26 protein-coding genes and 1 pseudogene are annotated in these 23,781 nt (G+C 36.0%); 17 read left to right on the plus strand and 10 right to left on the minus strand.

The window, feature by feature from the left end; translation table 11 throughout:
* Positions 1-179: 179 nt before the first annotated feature.
* The 6 genes from H6G25_RS05095 (at position 180) to H6G25_RS05120 (ending at position 6,697) form a co-directional block, all read left to right on the plus strand.
* Entirely contained in the window at positions 180-992 is an 813-nt protein-coding gene (locus H6G25_RS05095; RefSeq protein WP_190391537.1) for an FkbM family methyltransferase, read from the plus strand.
* Positions 993-1,591: 599 nt separating this feature from the next.
* Positions 1,592-2,329: an SDR family oxidoreductase gene (locus tag H6G25_RS05100; RefSeq protein WP_190391538.1), complete on the plus strand. Its 738-nt coding sequence runs from the start codon at positions 1,592-1,594 to the stop codon at positions 2,327-2,329.
* Between the two features lie 317 nt (positions 2,330-2,646).
* Positions 2,647-3,345, plus strand: coding sequence for a class I SAM-dependent methyltransferase (locus H6G25_RS05105; RefSeq protein ID WP_190391539.1), 699 nt, complete (start codon positions 2,647-2,649; stop codon positions 3,343-3,345).
* Positions 3,346-3,347: 2 nt separating this feature from the next.
* A complete protein-coding gene (locus H6G25_RS05110; protein ID WP_190391540.1) occupies positions 3,348-3,584 on the plus strand; it encodes an SDR family oxidoreductase in 237 nt (78 codons plus the stop codon).
* A gap of 32 nt (positions 3,585-3,616) precedes the next feature.
* Entirely contained in the window at positions 3,617-5,083 is a 1,467-nt protein-coding gene (locus tag H6G25_RS05115; RefSeq protein WP_190391541.1) for a hypothetical protein, read from the plus strand.
* A gap of 156 nt (positions 5,084-5,239) precedes the next feature.
* Positions 5,240-6,697, plus strand: a complete 1,458-nt coding sequence (locus H6G25_RS05120) for a hypothetical protein (RefSeq protein WP_190391542.1) — start codon at positions 5,240-5,242, stop codon at positions 6,695-6,697.
* A gap of 253 nt (positions 6,698-6,950) precedes the next feature.
* On the opposite strand, the gene H6G25_RS05125 is transcribed toward H6G25_RS05120, so the two are convergent.
* From H6G25_RS05125 to psaK, 3 genes are all read right to left on the minus strand, one after another.
* Positions 6,951-8,180, minus strand: a complete 1,230-nt coding sequence (locus tag H6G25_RS05125; protein WP_190391543.1) for a DUF1501 domain-containing protein — start codon at positions 8,178-8,180, stop codon at positions 6,951-6,953.
* A gap of 23 nt (positions 8,181-8,203) precedes the next feature.
* On the minus strand, positions 8,204-9,829 hold the full coding sequence (locus tag H6G25_RS05130) for a DUF1800 domain-containing protein (RefSeq protein ID WP_190391544.1): 1,626 nt from the start codon (positions 9,827-9,829) through the stop codon (positions 8,204-8,206).
* A 605-nt stretch (positions 9,830-10,434) separates the two neighbouring features.
* Complete coding sequence (psaK, locus tag H6G25_RS05135; protein WP_028083052.1) at positions 10,435-10,695, minus strand: photosystem I reaction center subunit PsaK; 261 nt, start codon at positions 10,693-10,695, stop codon at positions 10,435-10,437.
* Positions 10,696-10,922: 227 nt separating this feature from the next.
* On the opposite strand from psaK, the gene H6G25_RS05140 reads away from it, so the two are divergent.
* The 8 genes from H6G25_RS05140 to H6G25_RS21055 all read left to right on the plus strand — a co-directional run bounded on the left by H6G25_RS05140 (position 10,923) and on the right by H6G25_RS21055 (position 16,191).
* Positions 10,923-11,357: a SufE family protein gene (locus H6G25_RS05140; protein ID WP_190391545.1), complete on the plus strand. Its 435-nt coding sequence runs from the start codon at positions 10,923-10,925 to the stop codon at positions 11,355-11,357.
* Between the two features lie 45 nt (positions 11,358-11,402).
* On the plus strand, positions 11,403-12,308 hold the full coding sequence (locus tag H6G25_RS05145; RefSeq protein WP_190391546.1) for an alpha/beta hydrolase: 906 nt from the start codon (positions 11,403-11,405) through the stop codon (positions 12,306-12,308).
* Between the two features lie 31 nt (positions 12,309-12,339).
* Positions 12,340-13,311: a GTP-binding protein gene (locus H6G25_RS05150; protein WP_190391547.1), complete on the plus strand. Its 972-nt coding sequence runs from the start codon at positions 12,340-12,342 to the stop codon at positions 13,309-13,311.
* 143 nt (positions 13,312-13,454) lie between these two features.
* On the plus strand, positions 13,455-14,498 hold the full coding sequence (locus tag H6G25_RS05155; protein WP_190391548.1) for a hypothetical protein: 1,044 nt from the start codon (positions 13,455-13,457) through the stop codon (positions 14,496-14,498).
* A gap of 84 nt (positions 14,499-14,582) precedes the next feature.
* On the plus strand, positions 14,583-14,759 hold the full coding sequence (locus tag H6G25_RS05160) for a hypothetical protein (protein ID WP_242034887.1): 177 nt from the start codon (positions 14,583-14,585) through the stop codon (positions 14,757-14,759).
* A 647-nt stretch (positions 14,760-15,406) separates the two neighbouring features.
* A complete protein-coding gene (locus H6G25_RS05165) occupies positions 15,407-15,700 on the plus strand; it encodes a type II toxin-antitoxin system HigB family toxin (protein ID WP_190391549.1) in 294 nt (97 codons plus the stop codon).
* A 14-nt stretch (positions 15,701-15,714) separates the two neighbouring features.
* A complete protein-coding gene (locus H6G25_RS05170; RefSeq protein WP_190391550.1) occupies positions 15,715-16,011 on the plus strand; it encodes a transcriptional regulator in 297 nt (98 codons plus the stop codon).
* Positions 16,012-16,062: 51 nt separating this feature from the next.
* Complete coding sequence (locus H6G25_RS21055) at positions 16,063-16,191, plus strand: DUF29 domain-containing protein (protein ID WP_231395382.1); 129 nt, start codon at positions 16,063-16,065, stop codon at positions 16,189-16,191.
* 96 nt (positions 16,192-16,287) lie between these two features.
* Here H6G25_RS21055 and H6G25_RS05175 read toward each other — a convergent pair whose 3' ends face one another.
* From H6G25_RS05175 to H6G25_RS05195, 6 genes and pseudogenes are all read right to left on the minus strand, one after another.
* Positions 16,288-17,028 carry an amino acid ABC transporter ATP-binding protein gene (locus tag H6G25_RS05175; protein WP_190391551.1) on the minus strand — a complete coding sequence of 247 codons (741 nt, stop codon included), beginning with the start codon at positions 17,026-17,028 and terminating at the stop codon, positions 16,288-16,290.
* A 75-nt stretch (positions 17,029-17,103) separates the two neighbouring features.
* Positions 17,104-17,193, minus strand: a pseudogene (locus H6G25_RS21060) (amino acid ABC transporter ATP-binding protein); the annotation flags it as partial.
* Positions 17,194-17,287: 94 nt separating this feature from the next.
* The gene (locus tag H6G25_RS05180; protein WP_190391552.1) at positions 17,288-18,433 is read right to left on the minus strand and encodes an amino acid ABC transporter permease; all 1,146 of its coding nucleotides are present in this window, start codon (positions 18,431-18,433) and stop codon (positions 17,288-17,290) included.
* A 38-nt stretch (positions 18,434-18,471) separates the two neighbouring features.
* Positions 18,472-18,729 carry a hypothetical protein gene (locus tag H6G25_RS05185; protein WP_199319662.1) on the minus strand — a complete coding sequence of 86 codons (258 nt, stop codon included), beginning with the start codon at positions 18,727-18,729 and terminating at the stop codon, positions 18,472-18,474.
* A gap of 72 nt (positions 18,730-18,801) precedes the next feature.
* A complete protein-coding gene (locus H6G25_RS05190; protein ID WP_190391553.1) occupies positions 18,802-19,728 on the minus strand; it encodes an ABC transporter permease subunit in 927 nt (308 codons plus the stop codon).
* 23 nt (positions 19,729-19,751) lie between these two features.
* On the minus strand, positions 19,752-20,846 hold the full coding sequence (locus H6G25_RS05195) for an amino acid ABC transporter substrate-binding protein (RefSeq protein WP_190391554.1): 1,095 nt from the start codon (positions 20,844-20,846) through the stop codon (positions 19,752-19,754).
* Between the two features lie 131 nt (positions 20,847-20,977).
* Between H6G25_RS05195 and grxC the strand changes: the two genes are divergently transcribed.
* The 3 genes from grxC to H6G25_RS05210 all read left to right on the plus strand — a co-directional run bounded on the left by grxC (position 20,978) and on the right by H6G25_RS05210 (position 22,646).
* Positions 20,978-21,286, plus strand: coding sequence for a glutaredoxin 3 (gene grxC, locus H6G25_RS05200; protein ID WP_190391555.1), 309 nt, complete (start codon positions 20,978-20,980; stop codon positions 21,284-21,286).
* A gap of 689 nt (positions 21,287-21,975) precedes the next feature.
* Positions 21,976-22,248, plus strand: coding sequence for a DUF2281 domain-containing protein (locus H6G25_RS05205; RefSeq protein ID WP_190391556.1), 273 nt, complete (start codon positions 21,976-21,978; stop codon positions 22,246-22,248).
* Positions 22,245-22,646, plus strand: a complete 402-nt coding sequence (locus H6G25_RS05210; RefSeq protein WP_028090427.1) for a type II toxin-antitoxin system VapC family toxin — start codon at positions 22,245-22,247, stop codon at positions 22,644-22,646. The genes H6G25_RS05205 and H6G25_RS05210 overlap by 4 nt, the downstream gene beginning before the upstream one ends.
* Positions 22,647-22,799: 153 nt before the next feature.
* Here H6G25_RS05210 and H6G25_RS05215 read toward each other — a convergent pair whose 3' ends face one another.
* Positions 22,800-23,762: an SMEK domain-containing protein gene (locus tag H6G25_RS05215; protein ID WP_190391557.1), complete on the minus strand. Its 963-nt coding sequence runs from the start codon at positions 23,760-23,762 to the stop codon at positions 22,800-22,802.
* Positions 23,763-23,781: the final 19 nt, after the last annotated feature.

Consider the following 23,781-nt stretch of genomic DNA (forward strand, 5'->3'; position numbering starts at 1 on the left):
CCTAACCCTCTCCTCTTAGGAGAGGGAAAAGGAATAACATTTAATACTTGAGAGGTTTACCAGAGGGGTTGATTTATACATTAAAAACTTTTCAAACATCCTCTAAGTTAAGTTTCTTTAAGAAACAAAGAAACTGCCTTAATTAGATTAGAATAGTTCTCGTTTACTTTATTGAAGTTATGGCTAATCCAAAAATCAACATTATTGATATCGGTTCTGTTGGTGGGTTTGATATTCCTTGGAAAAATCATACCGACTCTATTGATTGGAGCCTGAGTTTTGAACCGAATGAGACTTCAATTATTAATGGAAAAAATCTAAAATATGACTGTGCTGTTTGGAATTTTGATGGAGAGGCTCCCTTTTACGTATCGGGACGTGATGGGGTTGGATCTTCCCTGCTGAAGCAAAATTATAATTGGGTCAAAGAAAATTTTGAAATAATTAGTTCAGAGGGAAATCCAACATTAAATAATACGTGGTTAGAGAGATCACAAATTACTAAAGAGTTTTTATGTCCTGTAAAGAAACTAGATACTATTCTAGGTGAACTTAATAAATTTCTGGGAAAGAATATCCCTTTCCATTTTTTGAAAAGTGATACTCAAAGCGGAGAGTTTTTTGTATTAGAAGGAGCGAAAAAGTATCTTGAAAATGATTGTATTGGTCTAGAGCTAGAGTTATTCCGTTATCCTCTTTATCAAAATCTAGTTACTGAAGAAGAAGTTAAAAGTTATTTAGCTGAGTTAGGTTTTTATGTTGCTGGATGGACTGGATATCAAAACTCTTTTGCCTCTCAAGCAGATTACCTTTTTTTACGCGAGACTCCTAGATCTCAAGAAGAGTTAAAACTGATAGATTTGATTAAGTCAATTTATAAACCTAAAGGTTCTGATAATCTAATCAAGCAAAAATCTTGGATTTCATATATCTCAAATATGCCAAAGGCTCTTAGCAAACTAAAATATCTAATAGAATCTTCCTTTAATTAACAATTTTGCGTAATTCCCCACCCTCAATGTACTTTTATGATGGGGATGTAAGCAAGTCAAAACCGAAACCTTCTTAAAATGTTTTTTGCTGCAAGTAAAAGAATTTTGAGGACAGTTGAATTTTTGACAAAATGTTAGATTGTCGGCATTTCATGAGATCTTATATACAGCACTTCCCGATGTTATGAGGTACAAGAACCCCACCCCCAACCCCCTCCAATATCAAAAGTTTATCCTTTTCTTCCCCCCGCAGCGGGGGGATTGAGGGGGGTGCGAGGAGGGGGCTTAGGATGTACCTCGAGCGAAAACCCCTGTATTCTTTTAGTGTTTATAATGGTGATTCACCAGCGGAAACACGGCTAAATGCTTCCTTCAGACTATATCCCAATAGGCAAGTTAATGAAATGTTGCACTACCACCGCAAACTTCATAAAGATTTGTACAATGCCTAAGATGGGGTAGTTCATATCTTTAAAACATAATACCGAGAACTCTTACTTAAAGATGTGTCAGACCCAGGTTTTACCTTTTGAACTAATGTCGCAATGGAGATTGTATATGTTGGAAAACAAACTATTTGACCTTTTGGGTGTAAACTGATGCCAAAAAGTGTCCTTATTACAGGAGCCAATGGTGGGATTGGTAAGGCTTTATGTAGAATGTTTGTAGATGCCGGCTATTTCGTGATAGCCTCAGATCAAGTTGCGGGGGATTGTGCTTGTGGTGTTTTCATCCAAGCTAATATTGAAACACTGTGTATTGATCCAGAGTATGGCGCCAATATTTTTGCTCAGGTGCGTAGATATGTGGATGAGCAAGGTCTATTTGCTTTAGTCAATAATGCTGCTGTTCAAATATTGGGTAAGACAGAAGAAATCCAAGTAGAACAATGGCGACGGACTTTAGATACAAATTTGATTGCGCCTTTTTTGTTAATTCAGGGTTTGTTACCAGAATTGAAAAAAGCCAAGGGTTCGGTAGTTAATATTTCTAGCGTTCATGCTATAAATACAAAGCCAGGATTTGTTTGTTATGCCACGAGCAAAAGTGCTTTAGTGGGGATGACAAAGGCTATGGCAGTAGATTTGGGGGCTGACCTGCGGATTAATGCAATCTGCCCTGGCGCGACTGCTACACCGATGTTATTGGCTGGATTTGAAGGGAAGGAGGAAGAGTTTCAGCAATTATCAAATATGCACCCCTTGGGAAGGATTGCCCAACCAGAGGAAATTGCTAGTGTAGCCTTATTTTTGGTGTCACAAGAAGCAAGTTTTATTACTGGTGCGTCTTTGAGTGTGGATGGGGGAATTGGAGTTCGACTTCATGATCCTCTCTAATCGAAGACTTTCATCTGAAATATTTAAATAAAAATATGCCATTTTTTTTAAATTCGATTAGACTTTTAAGCGGGAGTAACCTTAGATCACTTAAGGGCACCTATAAAAAGTCAAATTTTCCGAAAATGAGCAACGAGAGATCAGTACTTCTAGCCCTATTTTTCTACTCAAAAAGCAATTACATAGAGGTACCCTTAAGTACTATTTGCAATTCAAGAGCCATCTATCAGTGAGTATATTGCGGATGTCCCATTGAGTTGATACTATTCTATTGTCTGTTAAACCGTTGGCTTTTACTCACATTTGGATAGATCTTTATGTCATATGTAAACCTCACAACTGAAAACCCTTCGCGACTAAAAAGATTTAGTCACCAAAAGCGCTTTGATATTGCCCTAAAGTTGTTGGTCATTGAAGGTAACGACGATATTTTGGACTTCGGTACCGGAGACGGCTTTATGCTTAATAAACTACTTTCTAAAAACCCACGGAGCATTATTGGTTACGAGCCAATAGAACACCAGTACAAGCAACTCAAGGAATTCATTGATAATAAAAATGTAGAAATAACCAACGAGTTAGATAACATTGAAGCCAAACGATTTGATAAGGTGTGTTGCCTTGAGGTTCTTGAGCACATGACAGAAAATAACCAGCGTTTGATACTAGCCCAGATAAAGCGCATCCTTAAAAATGGGGGAAGGTTAGTGATATCCGTACCAATAGAAATTGGATTATCAGGATTACTAAAAAATATTGCCAGATATTATCTTCGTCAAGCGCATCCAAATGCTACTGTACTTAACATAATAAAGTCGTTTTTTCGCATGAAGGTTGACAGAGGACAGAAGGCTTATATCTCATCTCATGTCGGCTTTGATTATCATAACCTTGAAAATATTATTACCTCTTCTGGGTATGAAATCAAAAGAAAGTGTTTTTCCCCACTTACCGCAATGAGAGGTTTCCTAAACTCCCAAGTATTCTATGTCTTGGAATTGAAAGCTAAAAGCTAACAATGCGTTCAACACAATACCCTAGCGAGACTGCTACACCGATGTTATTGGCTGGATTTGAAGGGAAGGAGGAAGAGTTTCAGCAATTATCAAATATGCACCCCTTGGGAAGGATTGCCCAACCAGAGGAAATTGCTAGTGTAGCCTTATTTTTGGTGTCACAAGAAGCAAGTTTTATTACTGGTGCGTCTTTGAGTGTGGATGGAGGAATTGGGATCAGGTTGCATGATCCTGTTTGATTATTTCTAATAAGTCCTTAGCATCACCAAGCATGGCAAAATTGACCATTCTAGAAACAGAATTTAAAAAGTCCATTCACCGAGTTTGGAACTCTCCCACCTTAATGACATGGGGCAGTTTTTTAACACGCTCTCTATCCTTGGTGATAGTTTTACCATTAATTCTTACCCGACTCAAGACAGCAGAAATTGCCTTGTGGTATCTTTTCAGCACAATCATCGGGTTACAGCTGCTGGCTGATGTGGGGTTTAGCCCAACTTTCTCAAGGGTGATTGCCTATGGGATGGGCGGCTTAAATACATTTGATCTCAAAGACCTTCGTACTATTAGACAGTCACCTAGTCTAAGCGAGCCTAATTGGGAGACTATAGAGAAAATTTGCTCCACCATGGAGGCAGTATACTTACGTTTGACAGTTATCTCAATTTTTTTATTAGCAACTTTAGGTACTTATGCTTTATGGAAACCAATTTCTACAATAGGTGACATAACTTCTGGCTGGATAGCTTGGAGTATAATTTTACTAGCTTCAACTGTTACACTTTTAGGAAACACTTATAGTTCTTATCTTCAGGGAGTAAATCAAATTGCTCTTTTACGTCGCTGGGAAATACTAACATCATTGGGTGCAATCGGAACCAGTTTTATAGTTTTGTTGCTAGGTGGTGGTTTGCTAGGGTTAGTAATTGCTAACCAGGGCTGGTTAGTGTTTAATATTTTCCGTAACCGTTGGCTGTGTGCAAAAATTGAAAGTGGTCGTTTTCAGCAATTTACCCATAAAGAAATTGATCCCATAGTTTTTGAAGCTGTATGGCCTAGTGCTTGGCGTAGTGGGTTGGGTCTTTTCATGAGCTATGGTTTAGTCCAGATTAGTGGCGTTATTTATGCTCAATTTGGTACTGCTTCGGGAGTAGCTTCCTATTTACTGGCGTTGCGACTAATGCAAACGATCAGTCAATTTTCCCAAGCTCCTTTTTATAGTAAGCTTCCTCTGTTAGCAAAGCTTCGTTCTGAGGGAAATTTAGAGCAACAGGTGAATGTGGCAAAACGAGGTATGCTTTTAGCTTACTGGACTTATCTGGCCGGATTCATTGGGCTGGGAGTATTAGCAACGCCACTGCTGAGGTTAATTGGTAGTAATGTTGAATTTGTCAGTCCTTTGCTTTGGGGTATAATGGGTCTGAGTATGTTTGCTGAACGTTACGGTGCTATGCACATCCAGCTTTACAGCACAACTAATCATATTATTTGGCATATTGCGAACGGCGTTTCTGGGGTTATTTATCTTGTCGTTGCCCTGGTTTTATTTAAGCAAATTGGGGTGTATGCTTTCCCTGTGGGAACTTTGGCTGGTTATTTGGGATTTTATTCATGGTATTCTGCAATGCATTCCTATAGAGCTTTTAGTTTGAAATTTTGCGACTTTGAGCGTTCAGCAATGTTTATGCCGCTACTTGTTATGCTAATTTATTTAACGTTAACTCTGTTAACTAAGTAGCCATTATGAACTGTGTGATCCAAAACAGATGCAAGTGTAATAACCAGCAAAAACAAAAATTACCAGATAAATATTGCCAAATAAAATAATAGATGTCTTGATTTAATCTACTAAATACACGGGACTAGTTAAGAAAAAATACTTAATAAAAACTTTATGGATACATTAGAAGCATTAAAACAAATTACTTTTTTGACAAGTATTTTAGGCATAGTAATTTCAATTATTTTTTGGTTAAAAATCCAACGGTTATTAATATATATTCCTTATACTATATTAACTCTTTTATACATACTTGTTAGCGTATTTGAGCCAAATAGTTCACCTCCCTACGTTAATTATACAGATGAATTTTATTTATATGAGATTATTACTTCTTGGATACTTATAATTGGGATTTTTTACCAAAAATCAAATATTAATATAAAAATTTCTCTGAAGAATAGATTGTATAGATTATTACCATTATTGGTGGTATCATCGTTTTTAATTTGCATTAACTCTACTACATTCGTTTCTATACTTGTTATAATAATAATTTTTATTTTCCTTGTTTTGAGCAACAATGATTATAGAGTTACTATAAGAAAAATTTTAAAAAAAATACATTTTATTGAAATCATATTATTAATTGCATTCATATTCTATTTTGTGGCTGATGACTTAATAGGCAAAATAATATTTGCATTATATGCAAGTAATAGTTCTGCGTTAGTATACGAATATAGAAACGCTGTATCTGAATCTATAGTCATGAGTTTTCTGAAATCATTTAGTTTGTCATTAATACCTTTCTTCTCTATTTACTATTTATCAATTTTTTGGGAAGCCAAAAAATATGGGAATTTTTGCAGAGCAATTATCTTTGTTATTATTGGTGGAATGGTGGCATTTTCAACACTAGGAAAAGCAAGGATAACTTATTATATCGCAGGGCTTTTATTATCAAGTTCTATTTCTAATATAGAACTTAGGGAAAAATTAACTTCCAAAAAATTAACTTTCAAGAATATTTTGAATATTTTGATGGTTGTATTAATTCCTCTTGTATTTGCCTTTTTATCAATCCAGTTCATGTATTTTTTAACTGGACTTTCCAGATCACAAGAAGATTTTACTACTAAATTTATAGTGAGACTTATAGAAGTACCCGTACAGGCAAACGCTGGATATTTTGAAATCTTTCCATCAACAGAAGGTTTTCAATTATTAGGTAATAGTTTGACAAAATTTTTATCTTCAATACTTGATATATTTGGAATTGATATTGGGGAAGAGCCTATAGAAGCTGTTGCCTCTTCCAGATTAGCTGGTCGATATTTTATGTTTGTAGCTTCTGGCTTTGCAATGGCTTACGGCAGATGGGGAGGATTGCTTTCTCCATTAATTACTGCATTATTTGTTATTAACACAATACAAATTGATGGTATATTATATTGCTTGCATGACAAAAAAGTTTATTCCGTATATTCTTATATTCTTACTATGATGCCAGTAACTGTAACGGTAGGCTATGATAGTGCGGTGGGCTTATTTGGAATTTGGTTAGTTCCACTATCTTTTATTTTCTTATATGTTGTGAATGAACATCGACAACATATTCCAGATAAGTAATAAAATTGAACCTACCACTCCCTTGATGACATTTTGAAAAAATATAGATAAAACCCTTGCTCTAATTGGATCTGATATTTTAATATCTCAAAAATAGCAATACCTCAAAACCCTGAAAACCTATTAATGTCCTAAGGATTTTATTGGGTTTGTGGTCTATTTACTTGAAAATAGTTGTCACCACGAAACCCACAAAACCTAACCTCCATTCACCGGGAGGGAGTGGGGGGGTTGAAAATCTCTCTTTTCTACACTAACTTAGCAACGCTACTTTTTGAGTAGGGGTGTAATTTGGTAGGATTTGATTGATTTGACTGGGATTTAAATTAAGATGACCTTGTAACAAAGCAGAAATCACATCACGGAAATCAGTAGTGATCGCTAAATCTCGCTTTTGGTAAAGTTGAGATGGTGATAAACCAGGCCATTCTCCATAAACTTTGCCACCTCGGATTTTACCACCCAACACCCAGAAGACATTACCATGTCCGTGATCTGTACCTCCATCATTATTTTGCTGGACTGTGCGGCCAAATTCAGACATAACCACAATAGTCGTATTTTGATAAACTGTCCCTAAACCTTGAGCTAAAGCGGCTAAACCTGTTCCCAATTTGCCCAAATTCTGAGCTAATTTTCCTTGACTGCTACCTTGGTCGGTATGGGTATCCCAACCCCCCAAAGCCATAAATCCCAACTCAATTCTGGGGTCTTTGACCATTAATTGTGCCAGGTTATTAGCATCCCTAGCAAAACCACCAGGTAAAGGCGCTCCATTATTGGCCATTTTCATTTCATTATCCAAGTCTTTCATGATAGCTTCACGCGCCATTCTCCCTTGACGATAAGTTTGACTGAGGTTATCTTTTCCACTGTAGAGTTGGTCAAATGCTTTTGCTACTTGGGGACGATCTATCAGTAAGCGTTTTTTAGGATTTCCCCCTGCTAATAAATTGGCTATTGGCATCTGACCATACAAAATCCAGGGTGTGTTTTGTCCCACTGTTACTGCTTGTACGGGCGTTTTTTTAGATATTACAGCTAGTAAACGATTCATCCAACCATCTTTAGTCCCTTTGTTACCCGGAGTTCCACTTTCCATATATTTTTGAGCATCAAAATGGGACCGAGTGGGGTTTGGTGAACCGCAAGCATGGACAAATGCTAGATTACCCTGTTGCCAAAAGGGCATTAAAGGGGATAGTACGGGATGTAATCCGAAGCGACCATCTAAATCTATCACTCCCCCTTCTTTACCTGGTTGGGGAATTGCTATTTGGGGTCTGACTTGATAGTAGGCTGTTTCTAAATAGGGAACAACGATATTTAAACCATCTACTGCTCCTCTCAGAAAGATGATAATCAGGCGTTTTGGGTTGTTATTGGGGGTAGCGGATTGTGCTACCCAAGCATTACTACCAATAGTGGTAATGAGTGAAGTAGAAAAAAGTCCGCCTTGGAGGAGAAAATCACGTCTTTTCATATATGGAAATAAGTTGTTTTTTATTAACGCCGCATAAATTCTGGACTACCTAAAATTAAGCCGCTACGAATTTCTGGGGAACTTATAGCGATCGCTTTTTCGGTTTGAGGAGAAAAAGAATTACTCAATGTATTGATGAGTTGCTCATAGTCTACAGCTATAGACTGATTGGCTTTTATCGGTTGGGAAGCTTTGCTTGTAATTGGTTTCATTTGTCCTGTTGGGCTAAAGATGGTTAAATTACCATGATCGACAAATGGAATAGCTTTTTTGGCCTCTTGTTCTTTTAACTGCTCTAGGTTTTGTTGCGGCGGCAGGCTGGATATACTTAAACTACCATTGGCAATGGCTGTGGCAAAACTCAGGCGACGAATTATAGCATCGGGATTTAACCAAGCCTCCTTGGTATTTTTGTAACCGTCTGGAGTCGGACATCCATAGAGAGGCATGGCTAACTGCTCGAACAATTCTATAATTGGTTTAGTATTATTGAGTTCCATCCCCGTCGCCCGTACCAAGGAAATTCCGTATTGATAGGGTGTTTTAAACTTGTTGTTAAAGTTTTTCTCATCCCAAAATTCCGAACTTTGAAACAGGGTATTCAGTACCTCACGAATATAGCCATTAGTAGCAAGATATCGCCGAGTCAGTTTTTCTACTAAAGGTTTTGGGGGATTATCGGCGACAAAATACTGTGCTAACTTATAACTAATATAATGAGCAGTAGCCGGACTCCGAGCCAAAATATCTAAAGCTTCTTCTCCCTCAGCTTCACCCCTTCCTTTAATTAGGTGTCCTAAAAAAACCTTATCACCAAAATCATGATGCTTGGGGTTAAATTCAAATCCAGAACCATCATTTTGATTTTGATTTTGACGAGTAACTATGCCCCAACCACTTAAAATACGTGCTAAGGCAATCACATCTTTTTGAGTATAACCACCATCTACTCCCAAGGTGTGCAGTTCCATTAACTCACGGGCATAATTTTCGTTTAAACCAGTGACTTTACTGTTAACACCTGGACGATTAATAACTTTATTTTTTGAATTATCCAGGTAAAGTAGCATGGCTGGGTGATGTGCTGTTGCTCCCAATAAATTTCGGAAACGTCCCAGAGTATAAGGGCGAATCGCCTCTTGCTCATAAGCACCTACCCACATCTGAGTTTGTCCTTGAGATCCATCTACGTTAAAATGGTTATACCAAAAGTCCACCATCACTTCTTGAAGTTGTCGGTTACTACTAGTGGCCCTTAATAATCTGGATTTAATTGTTTCATTGAAGATTTGAAGAGTTTGCTTCCTTAAAGCTTGCTTTTTTTCCCGATCTGATGTTACCCCTGGCGGGATAATCTCAGCATATTCCCTCAGCTGTACTGGGTTGAAACCTAAAGTTTCCAGTTGTGAAAGTTGACTAGTCAAACTTTCCGGTTCAGGAATAAAGTCAGGGGAGAGTTGTTGTTTAATATAACCCTCTACCCCTATAGAGTCTACTTTTTTTATGTCTCCTGGTCTAGGACCAAAGCTCAAGCGATTAATTATATGTAGCACCTTCGGATTTACAGGTGCAGACTCTGCATGAGTGGGAGCAATGCTTCCGAATAACAGTATAAGTGACAACACCCAATATCTATTTGCTAAGGTCATAGGCTTTATCTTGGTTGTAACTAGGGATTTTGAGAAAGATATTGCTCTGAACTAGTCTACGGATTTATCCGGTAAGTTCCAATTGACTGGGTGAGTTTTATTTACTTTTGCAGGTTCGGACTCATATATGTTCAGCCTAAAATGTCTATGACGACAATTTCTCCTCTTTAGTTTCTGGACAGAATCCTTATTCTCCCATTTTATTTTTTGGCGTTGCTGATTAAGAGTATGATTTTATTTCACGCAGAGGCCCTCCAGTCTCAGAGGGTAAGAGTTTCATTTTTTTGATTTTTCAATTTCATACCCCAATTCAGCAACGCCTATTTTTTAAACAAAATTCTGTATAAGTAGGTTTAGGTGAAAATTTATTATTTATTAAGTAGGTTTTCCCGGTAACTTTTGTGTCTACGCCATAAAAGTTACCTGTGAGGACAGGGAAGAGCCAGGGTTATTTGTCGAAAACAAATTTTCCCATAGTCACAGTAAAAATGCTGACCTTTAAGACCTTACCATCTAAAAACCTGGCACTTCCTTTCTCTTTTATTATTCTGAGAAAAAGAGAGAAGGAATATATTTTCCTCTCTCTAATTTCCAGTTAGCAAAATTTAGATTTTACCAATGTAGTGTAATCCTAAAATAATACCTGCTCCCAAGATATGTCCAAAAGAAGCAGTTGCTAGTACAGCGGGTAAACCAAAACCACCGAAAAATTGAGGCGCTGGTAATTCTGGTTTAGCGTTAGGCTGCTGAATGGTAAATTTGCCCACAGCGATCGCAAAAATATTGGCTACAATCATAATGATGCCAATATTAGGACTCCATTCTAACGTTGTTGTAGCTGTAGCCAACAAGGTTGAAGTTAACATCTAAATTTACTCCTGATATTTGGGGATACTTAACAATATCATCTAAATATTCGGTAATAAAAATCTATATCATTGCTTACTTTGTAGTAAAATTTAACATTTGTTTGCAATTCACAATAGAAACAATCATGCTACTGAATAGCCAGTTTTAGTGTTTTATCATACTTATGGTATCTGGAAGGGCTGATAATTGGTAAGATAAAAGTAATTACTTCCTGAAATTGATCATGTCCTCAACTATTAATTCCTTACCACCTGCGCTGAAAAAAATTGTCGAACGCTTTCAACGGGCTACAGAACCCAAAAGACGCTATGAACAGTTAATATGGTACGCTCAAAAACTGCAAGAGTTTCCTGAAATTGACAAACTCCCAGAAAACAAAGTTCCCGGTTGTGTTTCTCAAGTATATGTCACCGCATCTTTAGCAGACGATAAAGTAATATTTCAGGGTGATTCTGATTCCCAATTAACCAAAGGATTATTAGCATTATTGATAGAAGGATTAAATGGATCAACACCCACAGAAATAGTCCAACTTACTCCCGATTTTATTCAAGAAACTGGCTTAAATGTTAGCTTAACGCCTTCTCGTGCTAATGGCTTTTACAACATTTTTAAAACTATGCAAAAAAAAGCTTTAGAATGTAAGTTAGAAAGTTAGAGATGAGGAAATAAGTAAATTCTTTCTAATTGTGAACTTAATCAGATGTCTACTAATTTATTAACAAATCCCGCTGCTGCATTTGGTGGTAAAGTACAGGAATATCCTTGGCAATGGGAAAATCAGGAATTACGAATAGTATATGAAACCCTTGGCCAAGGTTCACCCATTCTATTATTACCAGCCTTTAGCAGCGTTTCTACCAGGGCAGAAATGGCAGAATTAGCGAGATTACTCGCACCCCATTTTCAAGTCACAGTCATAGACTGGCCTGGGTTTGGTGACTCTTCCCGACTCGGTTTAGATTACAGACCAGTCATATATCAGCAATTTTTGGCGGATTTTGTCAAATCTGTATTTAATAGGACAGTTTCCGTAATTGCTGCCGGTCATGCTACTGGTTATATTCTCGAACTAGCCTTTAAAGAACCGCAAATACTTAACAAAATTGTATTAATAGCTCCAACTTGGCGTGGACCTTTGCCAACAATGGGTGCAAGTCAGGAAATAGCGGCTATGGTACGGACAATTATCAGACTGCCCATTATTGGACAATTCCTGTATAAGCTCAATACAGCACGATCTTTTTTAAAATGGATGTATACTCGTCACGTTTTTAGTAATGCTGACAAACTTACACCCAATTTTATCGCCAATAAATGGCAAACTACCCAAAAAACAGGAGCGAGATTTGCTTCAGCGGCTTTTGTCACAGGTAATATTGACACCTTCTACACTCAATCAGAATTTCTTTCTCTAGCTCAATCTTTGTCTGTACCAATTATGGCGGTTATTGGCGCATCTAGTCCGACAAAATCACGTCAGGAAATGGACGCATTAGCAGCGTTACCAAAAATAGAGAGTGTGGTAGTTCCGGGTTCTTTAGGACTTCATGAAGAATTTCCAGCGGAGGTTTTTCAGTTTATACTACCATTTTTAAATCGGTTATGATAGGCAAGATTATCAAAGTTGCTTTGACATTATGATTAATTCAGAAACATTCAGTTCAATACCAGTAACCGTTTTAACTGGCTATTTAGGTGCTGGTAAAACCACCTTATTAAACCACATTCTTACCTACGAACATGGTAAAAAAGTCGCAGTTATTGTCAATGAATTTGGAGAAGTCGGTATTGATAATCAATTGGTAATTGATGCGGATGAAGAAATATTTGAAATGAATAATGGCTGTATTTGTTGTACAGTTAGAGGTGATTTAATTCGCATTATTGGCAACTTGATGAAACGCCGAGATAAGTTTGATCATTTAGTAATTGAAACCACTGGATTAGCTGATCCTGCACCTGTAATTCAAACCTTTTTTGTAGACGAAGATTTACAAAGTCAATTGTCATTAGATGCAGTGGTTACAGTTGTTGATTCCAAGCATATTTGGCAACATTGGGAAGCAGACGAAGCCCAGGAACAAATTGCTTTTGCTGATGTGATTTTATTGAATAAAACCGATTTAGTTACAGCAGAAGTTTTAGATGAATTAGAAACCCGGATTCGGTCAATGAATGCAATGGCAAAAATTTACCGCACTCATAATTCTCAATTAGCAATGTCAGCTTTATTAGGAGTAAAAGCATTTGATTTAGATCATGCTTTAGAAATTGATCCTAATTTCTTAGGAGAAGATGCTCATGTTCATGATGAAAGTGTTTATTCAGTTGCTATAGTATCACCAGGGACTATCAACGGTGAAAAATTAAATGCTTGGCTATCAGAATTACTCAGAAATCAAGGAACAGACATTTTCAGAATGAAGGGAATTTTGAATATTGAAAATGAAGATAACCGCTTTGTTTTTCAGGGAGTACACATGATATTTGAAGGTAAAGTAGATAGACCTTGGAAAGCAAATGAACCTCGTAAAAATGAACTTGTATTTATTGGGAGAAATTTAGATGAAGTGCAGTTAAAAAAAGATTTCTTTGCCTGTATAAGTTAGGTAAATAAAATTCACAGCTATACAGATAAAACCCACCTGCGTGGGTTAAAAATCTAGTAAACTTAGTCCACGCAGGTAGACTTTAATTGTGTAGTAGCGACTTCTAGTTGCTTAGTATTTCTGATCAATAAAAGATAACAAATATGAACCTAACAACCAGCAAATCTCCAGAATTTACTCAACACTATTCCACAAAACTTACAGATTATGTCACCGCTTTAGCTTGGTCTTCTCAAGGAGAAATACTGGCTGCTAGTTCTGCTGCTGGTGAAATTGTTTTATGGGAAAATCACCAATTAATCACCTTACAAACAGCTACAAATCAAGCAGTAAATTGTCTAGCATTTTCCCATGATGGTAAATATTTAGCCATTGGCGGACAAGATGGAAAAGTGAAAATTTGGTGCGAAAATCAATTAATTACAACTTTAGAAAATGCACCTGTTTGGGTTGATCAATTAGCATGGAGTCATACCAATAATCGCCTAGCTTTTAGTTTAGGACGTTATGTGCAAATTTGGGATGCAGACACATTAAAAGTTGTTGTCACCCTCAACTTTAATGATTCCTCTATTTTAGGAATTGACTGGCGTAAAGATGGCAAATATTTGGCTATTAATGGTTATAAAGGTGTAAAAATTTGGTCTACTCAAGATTGGAATGCAGAACCATTTATCCTTTCCATACCTAGCGTTAGTATAACAACAATTTGGTCTGGGGATGGTGAATATTTAGCCTCTGGAAATATGGACCGAACTCTCACCGTTTTACAATGGGAAAATCCTGATCCTTGGCTAATGCGCGGTTTTCCGGGAAAAATTCGTCAACTAGCTTGGTCAGACCTGAAAAACTCCACAGGTGCGCCAATTTTGGCTGCTTCCAGCGTTGAAGGCATAGTACTATGGGAGAAGTCCGTAGATGAATCTGTGGGTTGGGAAGCGCAAGTATTAACCAATCATGTAGATATTATTCAAGCAATATCTTTTGCACCCCAAAGCTTGATTCTCGCTTCCGCTGGTGCTGACGGTTGGTTATGTTTATGGGATGAAAATAGGGAAGTATCACAGATTTTTACCGATACTGAAGCAGGTTTTTCTACTCTATCTTGGCATTCCCAAGGACAATTATTAGCCGCAGGTGGTGAACAAGGAGAATTAATTATTTTGTCGACTTCTTTGGAGAATTGAAAATTAAAAATACCTTGAAATTTGCTATGGTGTTAATTAAGGTTTAATATTTTTGTATAGGTTGTTTGTAGATAATAGTAAATTATGACACCAGCACAAAAACAAGAAATCCTGAATTTACGGACATTAAAGTTAACACCAAAACAAATAGCCGGAAAACTAGGTATCAAAGTATTAGAAGTTAATGCAACGATTCACAATCAAGCAGAACAAAGGAGAATTATTTTTTATGAGTCGGTTTTAAGCGACTTTTGTTTTTAGACAGGGAATTTATTCCCTGGCTGTCTTATATAGACTGAGGTAGATTTAGTAAGTCTGTCATCTAAATATGGATATAAAAATAATTTAAAAACAGAAAATGAAAAACTACCTGATAATATCAAAAAATATCTCAGATAATAATCATTAGTATTAAATCGAAAGATATCGCCTGAATCCGATTCTATTAAAATAGAAAACCCAACCAACCCTTAAACAATATGCAAAGTATCACCTGCATTTTACACAAAGACCAGATTCCAGATCATGAGTTTTCGCCAAACAGCAATAACAGATTTTAAAATAGTCTGTGTGTCCTTCTAAAATTTCCCCCGGATTACAATCATCTTCATAACGAGCTAGTTTGACAATTTCTCCAATCAGATTTTGCTTCTTTTCTTGATCCAAATGATCAAACCAATGCTCACGTCTTGTAAATTGTAATCACTTCATTTAACATATAACTTCCGCTATGATTTGACATACAATTTACTCCTCTTGAAAAATTGAGAATGTCATATTATCCTAATATAGAACGAATGTACTTGTAGATAGGGTAAACAATTTTTATAAATGTAATTTTAGATACCATATATACAGTTAGCCTAGCGAGTCTAAAACAACAATTCAGTTTAATAAAAATTATCACAATGAGAATTATTGCTCGGAGTACCCTAAGAGAATATTGGCAAAAACATCCTGATACAGAACAGCCTTTAAAAGCATGGTTTGATGATGCTTCCCGTGCAAATTGGCAAAGTCCATCAGATATTAAAGAAGTTTATGTTAATGCCAGTATTATTGCCAATAACCGAGTAATTTTTAATATTAAAGGTAATAATTATCGTTTAATTATCCATATTCGTTATGAAATTGGCATTATTTTTATTCGCTTTATTGGTACTCATCAAGAATATGACAAAATAGATGCTACTATTGTTTAAGGAGGCTTGATATTATGAACTTAAAACCCATTAGAACAGAATCAGATCATCAACAGGCATTAAAAGAAATCGAACAAATTTTTGATGCTGAACCTAATACACCAGAATATGAGAAATTAGATATTTTAACGACTTTAGTAGAAGTCTATGAACAACAAAATTATCCTATTGATCCTCCATCTCCTATCGCAGCTATATTATATTATTTAGAAAGTCGTAATCAAGGAGTTTCTACTTTTATTGAAAATTTAAAATATCATGGAGTTAGTGAAGAAATAATTAATATAGCTTTAAATGAAATGACTGACTGATTATTGATTATCATGTCATCAAATAATTGCAGTCAGAGGTAAATTAAATCTATGACCATAACTTATCAAATAGACTTCAATATCTGGCTTGAAGAAACAGCCAAATTATTACTAGAAAATTGCTGGACAGAAATAGATAAAGAACATTATCAAATCTTCCCAATATTTGGACATCGTTAAACCTGCATTTAGATCCCCGACTTCTTTGATAAACTATCATTATTTACAAGAGATTAAATTAAGAAGTCAGAGATATTTAGCCTGAATTGAATCACCCTAGAGAATTTGTGATAAAAATTTCTTAGTTCTCTCTTCTTTGGGATTAGTAAAAAAAGTGTCGGGGGTAGCAGATTCAACTAATAAACCGCTATCCATTAGCACCACTCTATCAGCAACTTCTCGCGCAAATCCCACTTCATGGGTAACAACTACCATTGTCATTCCCTCACTAGCGAGATTTTGCATGACATCTAAAACTTCTCTCACCATTTCTGGATCTAATGCTGATGTCGGTTCATCAAATAGCATAATCTTAGGTTGCATTGCTAATGCACGCGCTATAGCCACTCGCTGTTGTTGTCCACCAGATAATTGTCCGGGATATTTTTGTGCTTGTGCTAAAATTCCTACCCTTTCTAATAATTGCATTGCTAATTCTTCCGCTTTTACTTTGGATATTTTGCGGACATATATTGGCGCTAAGGTGATATTTTGTAAAACTGTTAAATGGGGGAATAAGTTAAATTGCTGAAATACCATTCCCACTTCTCGACGAATTGTTTCAATGTTTCTTAAATCATGACTGAGGATAATTCCGTCAATACTAATAATTCCTTTTTGATATGCTTCTAAAGCGTTAAATGTACGAATAAAAGTTGATTTTCCTGAACCAGAAGGACCCATTAAAACAACTACTTCTCCTCTTTCTACACTTAAACTTACACCTTGGAGAACATGAAATTTACCATACCATTTATGGACATTTTCGGCAATTATTATCGGTTTTGTTTCTGTCATATTTTACTCTTTTTTTAATTTGAATTTTTTTTAACCAACCACAGAGGCACAGAGGACTCAGAGTAAAAGAGGAAGAACTGTTAAGCTTATTCTTTGGAGAATATGAAATTTACGATACCATTTATGGGTATTTTCGGCAATTATTATCGGGTTTTTTTCTGTCATATTTTACTTTTTTTGAATCTTTTTTAACCAACCACAGAGGCACAGAGGACTCAGAGTCACAAAGGAAGAGATGTTTTATTGAGTTTTATTAAAATTAATTATTTAATTGCTTTTCTAATTTTTTAGCAGCTAAGGACATTGAATAACAAAATAGCCAATAAATCAAACCAATAAATAAATATACTTCTGCATATCTTCCTAAAAATTGCGGTTGGGCTAATATGGAACGTGCCATTCCTGTTAATTCCACTAATCCCACTAATGATAAAAGTGATGTATCTTTAAATAAGCCAATAAATTGACCAACAATTGCGGGAATAACTGCCCGTAATGCTTGGGGTAATATTACTAATGTGAGTAATAAGGGTGTATTTAATCCTAGTGCTTTTCCTGCTTCTATTTGTCCCCTGGGAATTGATTGTAGTCCTCCGCGCACGTTTTCGGCCATGTATGCTGCACTAAATAATATTAGTCCCACCATACTTCTGAATAATCTATCTAAACGCAAATCTGCTGGTAAGAATAAAGGTAACATAACTTGGGCTAAAAACAAAATACCAATTAATGGTAATCCTCTGACAATTTCAATATAAAGAATAGAAAACCACCGCACTACAGGTAAATTACTTGTTCTTCCTAATGCGAGTAAAACTCCTATGGGGAAGGAAAGCACAATACTAATTATTGCTATTAATAGGGTGAGTAATAAACCATTCCATAAATTTGTAGATACAGGTTGTAACCCTAAACCACCACCAATTAACCAGATAATTATCGGAAAGGATAATAACCACATTAGGGAAAGCCAAGGTGTGATAATTTCAGCAAATTTTTGACCAATTATCACACCTAAAGTTATTAAACCTGTAATTAATAATAAAGACAAACGACTAGTTAATGGGAAGGGTAAAATTAATAATAAAACCCCAACAATAAAACCAAAAATTAGAGAATTGCGTTTTGTGAATATTGCTTCTTTAGTAAATGCACCCCCAGTAATTGAGGTTAAAGTTGTAGATATTCCCAAAACCAGCCAAATTCGCCAATATAAATTCTGGGGAAACCTTCCCACCAAAAATAAATGTAAATTAACTGTAACTACTTGCCATTGTGCCTTAGTAATTAACCAAATTGCAAATCCTTGAAATAGCCAAAATAGAAAAATTGAACAAAAAACAGTTAATAAACAATTGTACCAAGTATTAAACAGATTTTCTCTTAACCAAGTTAGTGTAATCATAATAAAAATGTCAGTTGAATTAAGGTAAAAATATGCGATTAAATGGTTGTTTGTCTTGCTTTAATCCTGTCACCAATTACTTTTTTGCGTACATCTCTATCTGACAAATCTCCTGATCCTTCTAGTAAGAATTGTGGATAACCACCCATTCGTTCTAAAACTGTTTTAGCCGAAGTTGGATAATTGTTAACAGGTGTTTCCAATGATGAGATAAATTGTAAGACAAGTGGGATTTGTTGATCACTAAGATTAGCGATCGCTTGTAAGAGTTCTTGCTGTAAATTGGCGGGGTACATAGTGATTAATTGGTGTTGTGATGATGACAATTTTAGCAAATCTATCGCTCTTTGCGAATACTGCGGTTAATATTATCTTTCCTTAATCTGTACAGAACGATTAAATAAATTCATGGTGAAAGAAATTATCAAACTCAACGTCAGATAGGTAATCATAATTAACAGCATTACCTCTACAGCTTTTCCAGTTTGGTTAAAAGTCGTAGAAGCAACAAAATAAATATCAGGATAACCGATAGCGATCGCTAAACTGGAATTTTTTGTTAAACTCAGATATTGACTAGTTAATGGGGGAATAATCACCCTTAACGCTTGAGGAAAAATCACCAATTGCATTGCTAAACCTGGCTTTAAACCCAGAGATTTTGCTGCTTCCCATTGTCCTTGAGGAACTGATTTAATTCCCCCCCGCACAATTTCCGCAATAAACGCACCCGTGTAAAAAGTTAACCCTAATAACAAACTAGAAAACTCTGGAGACAAGGTAAACCAAGGAAATTCAATGCCATTTTGACTAAAGTTAGCGAAACCCAAAACAGAAATTTTATTTTCAGCTTTGGGGAAACTCAAGAAAATTGCAAAGTACCAAAATAGCAATTGTAATAATAATGGTGTATTCCGAAAAATCTCCACATAAACAAAACTAATTTTCCTGACTAACCAATTATCTGATAGTCTAGAAATCCCCGCAGTAATTCCCACAATTGTAGTTAATAATATACTCATTATTGCAATTCGTAAAGAATTAATTAATCCCACTAATAAAGCATAATTATAAGCATCCGTTGGTTGATAATTAACGATAGTTTCACCAATATCAAAAGATGCTTGTTGCTTGAGAAAATTAAATCCAAATTGAATTCCTAATTGCTGTAAATTCCGTCTGACATTACTCCACAATATCACGACTATAACTACTGCTAGAAATACAAAAATTAACTGAATAGCATTTTGCCAAAAACGATGATCACGCCATAAAGGAGGTTTAGAATTAGTCATTATTTGAATTTAGTATTAAAATACTACCGGAAAGGTGGAGAATAGAGTAATCCTCCTTTTGTCGCTAATTGATTTTGACCACGAGGGAGATTTAGTTTTGTCTTTGTTCCCAAATTGCGTTCATAAATTTCCCCATAATTACCAACGTGTTTAATAATTCTGGCTGCGAAATCATTTGTTAAACCAATTCCTGCTGCTAAATTTCCTTCTGTTCCTAAAAAACGTTTAATATCGGGATCTTTACTATTTGCAAACTCTACTAAATTTTGAGAATTAATCCCCAATTCTTCCCCTTTGATCAAAGCATAAACAGTCCAGTTAACTATATCACTCCATTGAGTATCACCCTTAGCAACTGCGGGCGCAAGGGGTTCAGAAGAAAGAACATCATCTAAAATGATGTTATCTTCCGGTTTCGGTAGGGTTGTTCGTCGAGAAACCAAACCAGAACGGTCTGTGGTGACAGCATCACAACGTCCTTCTGCATAAGTAGCAAAGGTAACATTCACATCCTCAAAAACAACGGGTTTATAAGTCAAACCCCGTTTTCGCATTTGGTCTGCTAAATTCTGTTCAGTTGTCGTTCCTGTTTGGACACAAATAGCTTTGTCTTTCAGGTCTTTAATAGATTTAATGCTGCTATTTTTGCGAACCATAACCGCCTGACCATCATAAAATACCACAGGTGCAAACTCTAAACCCTGAGCAGTCCCCCGGCTAAAGGTCCAGCTAGTATTGCGACTCAAAATGTCTACTTCTCCAGTTTGTAAAGCTGTAAACCGCTCTTTAGCGTTAAGGGGACGGTATTCTACTGCGTCCGGATTATCAAATATCGCTGCTGATACAGCGCGACAAATATCAACATCAATACCGCTATATTTACCGTCAGTCCCCACAAAACTAAATCCCGGTAATTCACCGCTAATTCCACAAACAAGCTGACCACGGTTTTTAATGCGATTCCAGATCACGCGAGTAACCTGTCCTTGGGGAGTATTAACCTTACTCCCTGGGGTTTGCGGTTGATCACTACAAGCAGTCAGAGAAAATATTAACTCCAGTGTGACAATACCAGATATAATGGGCTTGATAGTTGTAAATAATTTCCTAGACTTCATAAGTAAATAATGGGCGATATTTAATCCTGATCTAATCTAAGTTTTGCACAAAAACGTCAAAAAAGCACAAGATATATCAAAGATATATTGAGGATAAGATTTAATTAAAACCAAACTTTCCAGTTCACGATATGCTAAATTTTCTCAATTCCCTTCTCGGTCGTCATCCAGAGCGCGTCAAAGCCAATGTAGAGATTTATACTTGGCAAACTTGCCCCTACTGCATCCGTGCCAAAATGCTACTATGGTGGAAAGGTGTTAATTTTACAGAATACAAAATTGACGGTGATGAAATAGCCAGGGCGGACATGGCTATACGCGCTAATAATCGCCGCAGCGTTCCCCAAATATTTATTAATAATCAACACATTGGCGGTTGTGATGATCTGTATCGTCTAGATAGGAAAGGTCAACTGGATGATCTTCTTTATTTACACTGATGATGACTTGGTTTAAATAAACCAAATCACCCAAATCTAACTAGATATTGTGGTGCGGGCATCTTGCCCGCTAAAATTATACTTAAATACAGTTTATAGCTATATCATAGCGATCGCCTGATCATCCTACATGAACCATAAAGATCCCTTCCCTCACCCCAAGAATCGCCCTGATGCAAATCAAAAAGGCAGAGGTTAAGAAAGAATAAACCACGAAGACACGAAGGATACGAAGATAAGAGAGTTTAAGAGGTATTTTGCGTAATTTATAATAATTTAACTTTACAATGAGAGCGATCGCACTTCCCTAGTTTATCTTATGGGAATCCCTTGACTCTCTGAAGATATCCCTCGCAAATCAAAAAGGTAGAAGTCAAGAAAGAATAAACCACGAAGACACGAAGGATACGAAGATTTGCGTAAGTCATCAGTACACTAGGTTTAGCACTTACAGCGGTTTCCGCTCTTATGAGGTACAAAGTTGAATCATGAAACTCTTGTAGTGCGGGCATCTTGCCCGCTAGATATGTACCTCATAACACCGGGAAGTGCTGTAAATATACTTCACGGCGATCGCTCACAACCGAACATATTCGATAAAATTAGATAAAATAAATCATAGTGTGGAGTTTCCTTGCGTCTACCCAACCTACAATAGTTGTAAATTTAGAAGAGGAGGATTTTTAATTATGACTCAAGCAGTAGAAAGGCAAAAATCTATTTTAGAAATAGTCCAAAATCTAACCCCTCAACAACAGGAGGAGGTTTTAAATTTTATTGAGTTTTTACAGTTCAAGTCACAAAAATATGATATAGACACAAAAGGTAAATCTCAGCAAAAATCACCAGAGGAATTAGGCTGGCCTCCTGGTTTTTTTGAACAAACTTATGGTAGTTGTCAAGATGATCCTATTGTTATTGATGATGAGGATAATTTTGCCCAAAGAGAAGAAGCTGCATGATTTATTTGCTAGATACTAATGTTTGCGCTCGTTATCTTAATGGTAAGTCTTTGGCAATTCGGCAGCGGTTACGATCAACAAATATTGCGGATATTGCGGTTTGTTCAGTAGTTAAAGGTGAGTTATTTTATGGTGCTATGAAAAGTAATAATCTTGAAAAAACCCTGGATAGACAGCAAGAGTTTCTCAAGTTATTTGTTTCATTGCCGTTTGATGATGATGCTTCTTTCATTTATGGCAGAATTCGTGCAGAATTATCAGCGAAAGGAATTATTATTGGTGCTAATGATTTACAAATTGCGGCTATTGCTATGGTAAATAATTTGATATTAGTAACGCATAATGTCCGGGAGTTTAGCCGGGTAAATGGTTTACGGTTTGAAGATTGGGAAGAATAAACCACGAAGACACGAAGGATACGAAGAGAAGGAAGTTACAGAGATATTTTGCGTAATTCCTCAGAATTTAACTCTACAATAAGAGTGATAGCTCCCACGCAAACAAGATAACTGTACTAATAAAATAAAACTCCACAATGGGGTTTATCGCACTCAAGAAACCCCATCTATGGGGAGGATATTATGTTGTTCTAAGATTGAATTTATAGTATCAATTACGTTTTGCTTGAACGTATTGAAAAGATCAGGAGTATTTGTTCTTTTAAATTTAGTAATGTTTTGATCTGGAATAATTTCACCCATTTTTTTATACTCGTTGTATAATTGTCTTAATTGTTTTACTTTCTTATAGAGATTGTTAAGTTCTTGTCGTAAATTTTTGTCATCAAATTTAGGAATGGGTTTTGCCAGCAATTTTCGGTTTATAACTCCTGTTTTCAAGAGAGATATCAAATCTGTTAAAGCAGCCTCAAAGTCCTGATAGCTTGATTCTGTGTGAAATGAATCTTGGAGTGCTGGTCTATCAAATGCGTCTCTATATATTTTTAATGCTTCAATATCTCCTTGTTGTAGGATCTGCATTTCTGCTGAGAAATTATTTTTATAAAATGGTTCACTTTCAATTAAATGATTCAATTGTTCTAGTTTTTCATCTGGAAGGGAGCTTAGTTCATCTATTAAATCCTGTAAATTTATAACATCCTTCTTTGGATCAAATGTAAATAAATTTTGGGTATCAAATCCCCTTCGATATTCTTTCTGCTTGTCTCCCAAAAATAAAAATTTCAGAAAATTAAACCGTTGGTAATCTTTCTCTTTAATAAATATACTTATTGTTTCTTTTATTTTTTTTCGCTGATTTTCAGGAGAAGTAGATGTAACTTGAAAACAAACTTTTTTGTTGTAGTCACCTAAATCAATTGCAGGATATGATTTATTCTTGGAATTTAAGTTAATTAAGTTATAATCATAGATTGTATTTAGTAGCTTGGCGACAAAATCTTCAGCAATAATATGCTGATCAAAGAGTCTTAATCTTCCTCTATTGCGTGTTGACACTTCTAAATAAGTAATTCCATGCTCAATATTTTTTAGAAAAATTTCCTTTTTCAGCATAGTTGATACTAACCCAAGT

The sequence above is a fragment of the Dolichospermum sp. FACHB-1091 genome (assembly GCF_014697585.1).
Lineage (GTDB): Bacteria > Cyanobacteriota > Cyanobacteriia > Cyanobacteriales > Nostocaceae > Dolichospermum.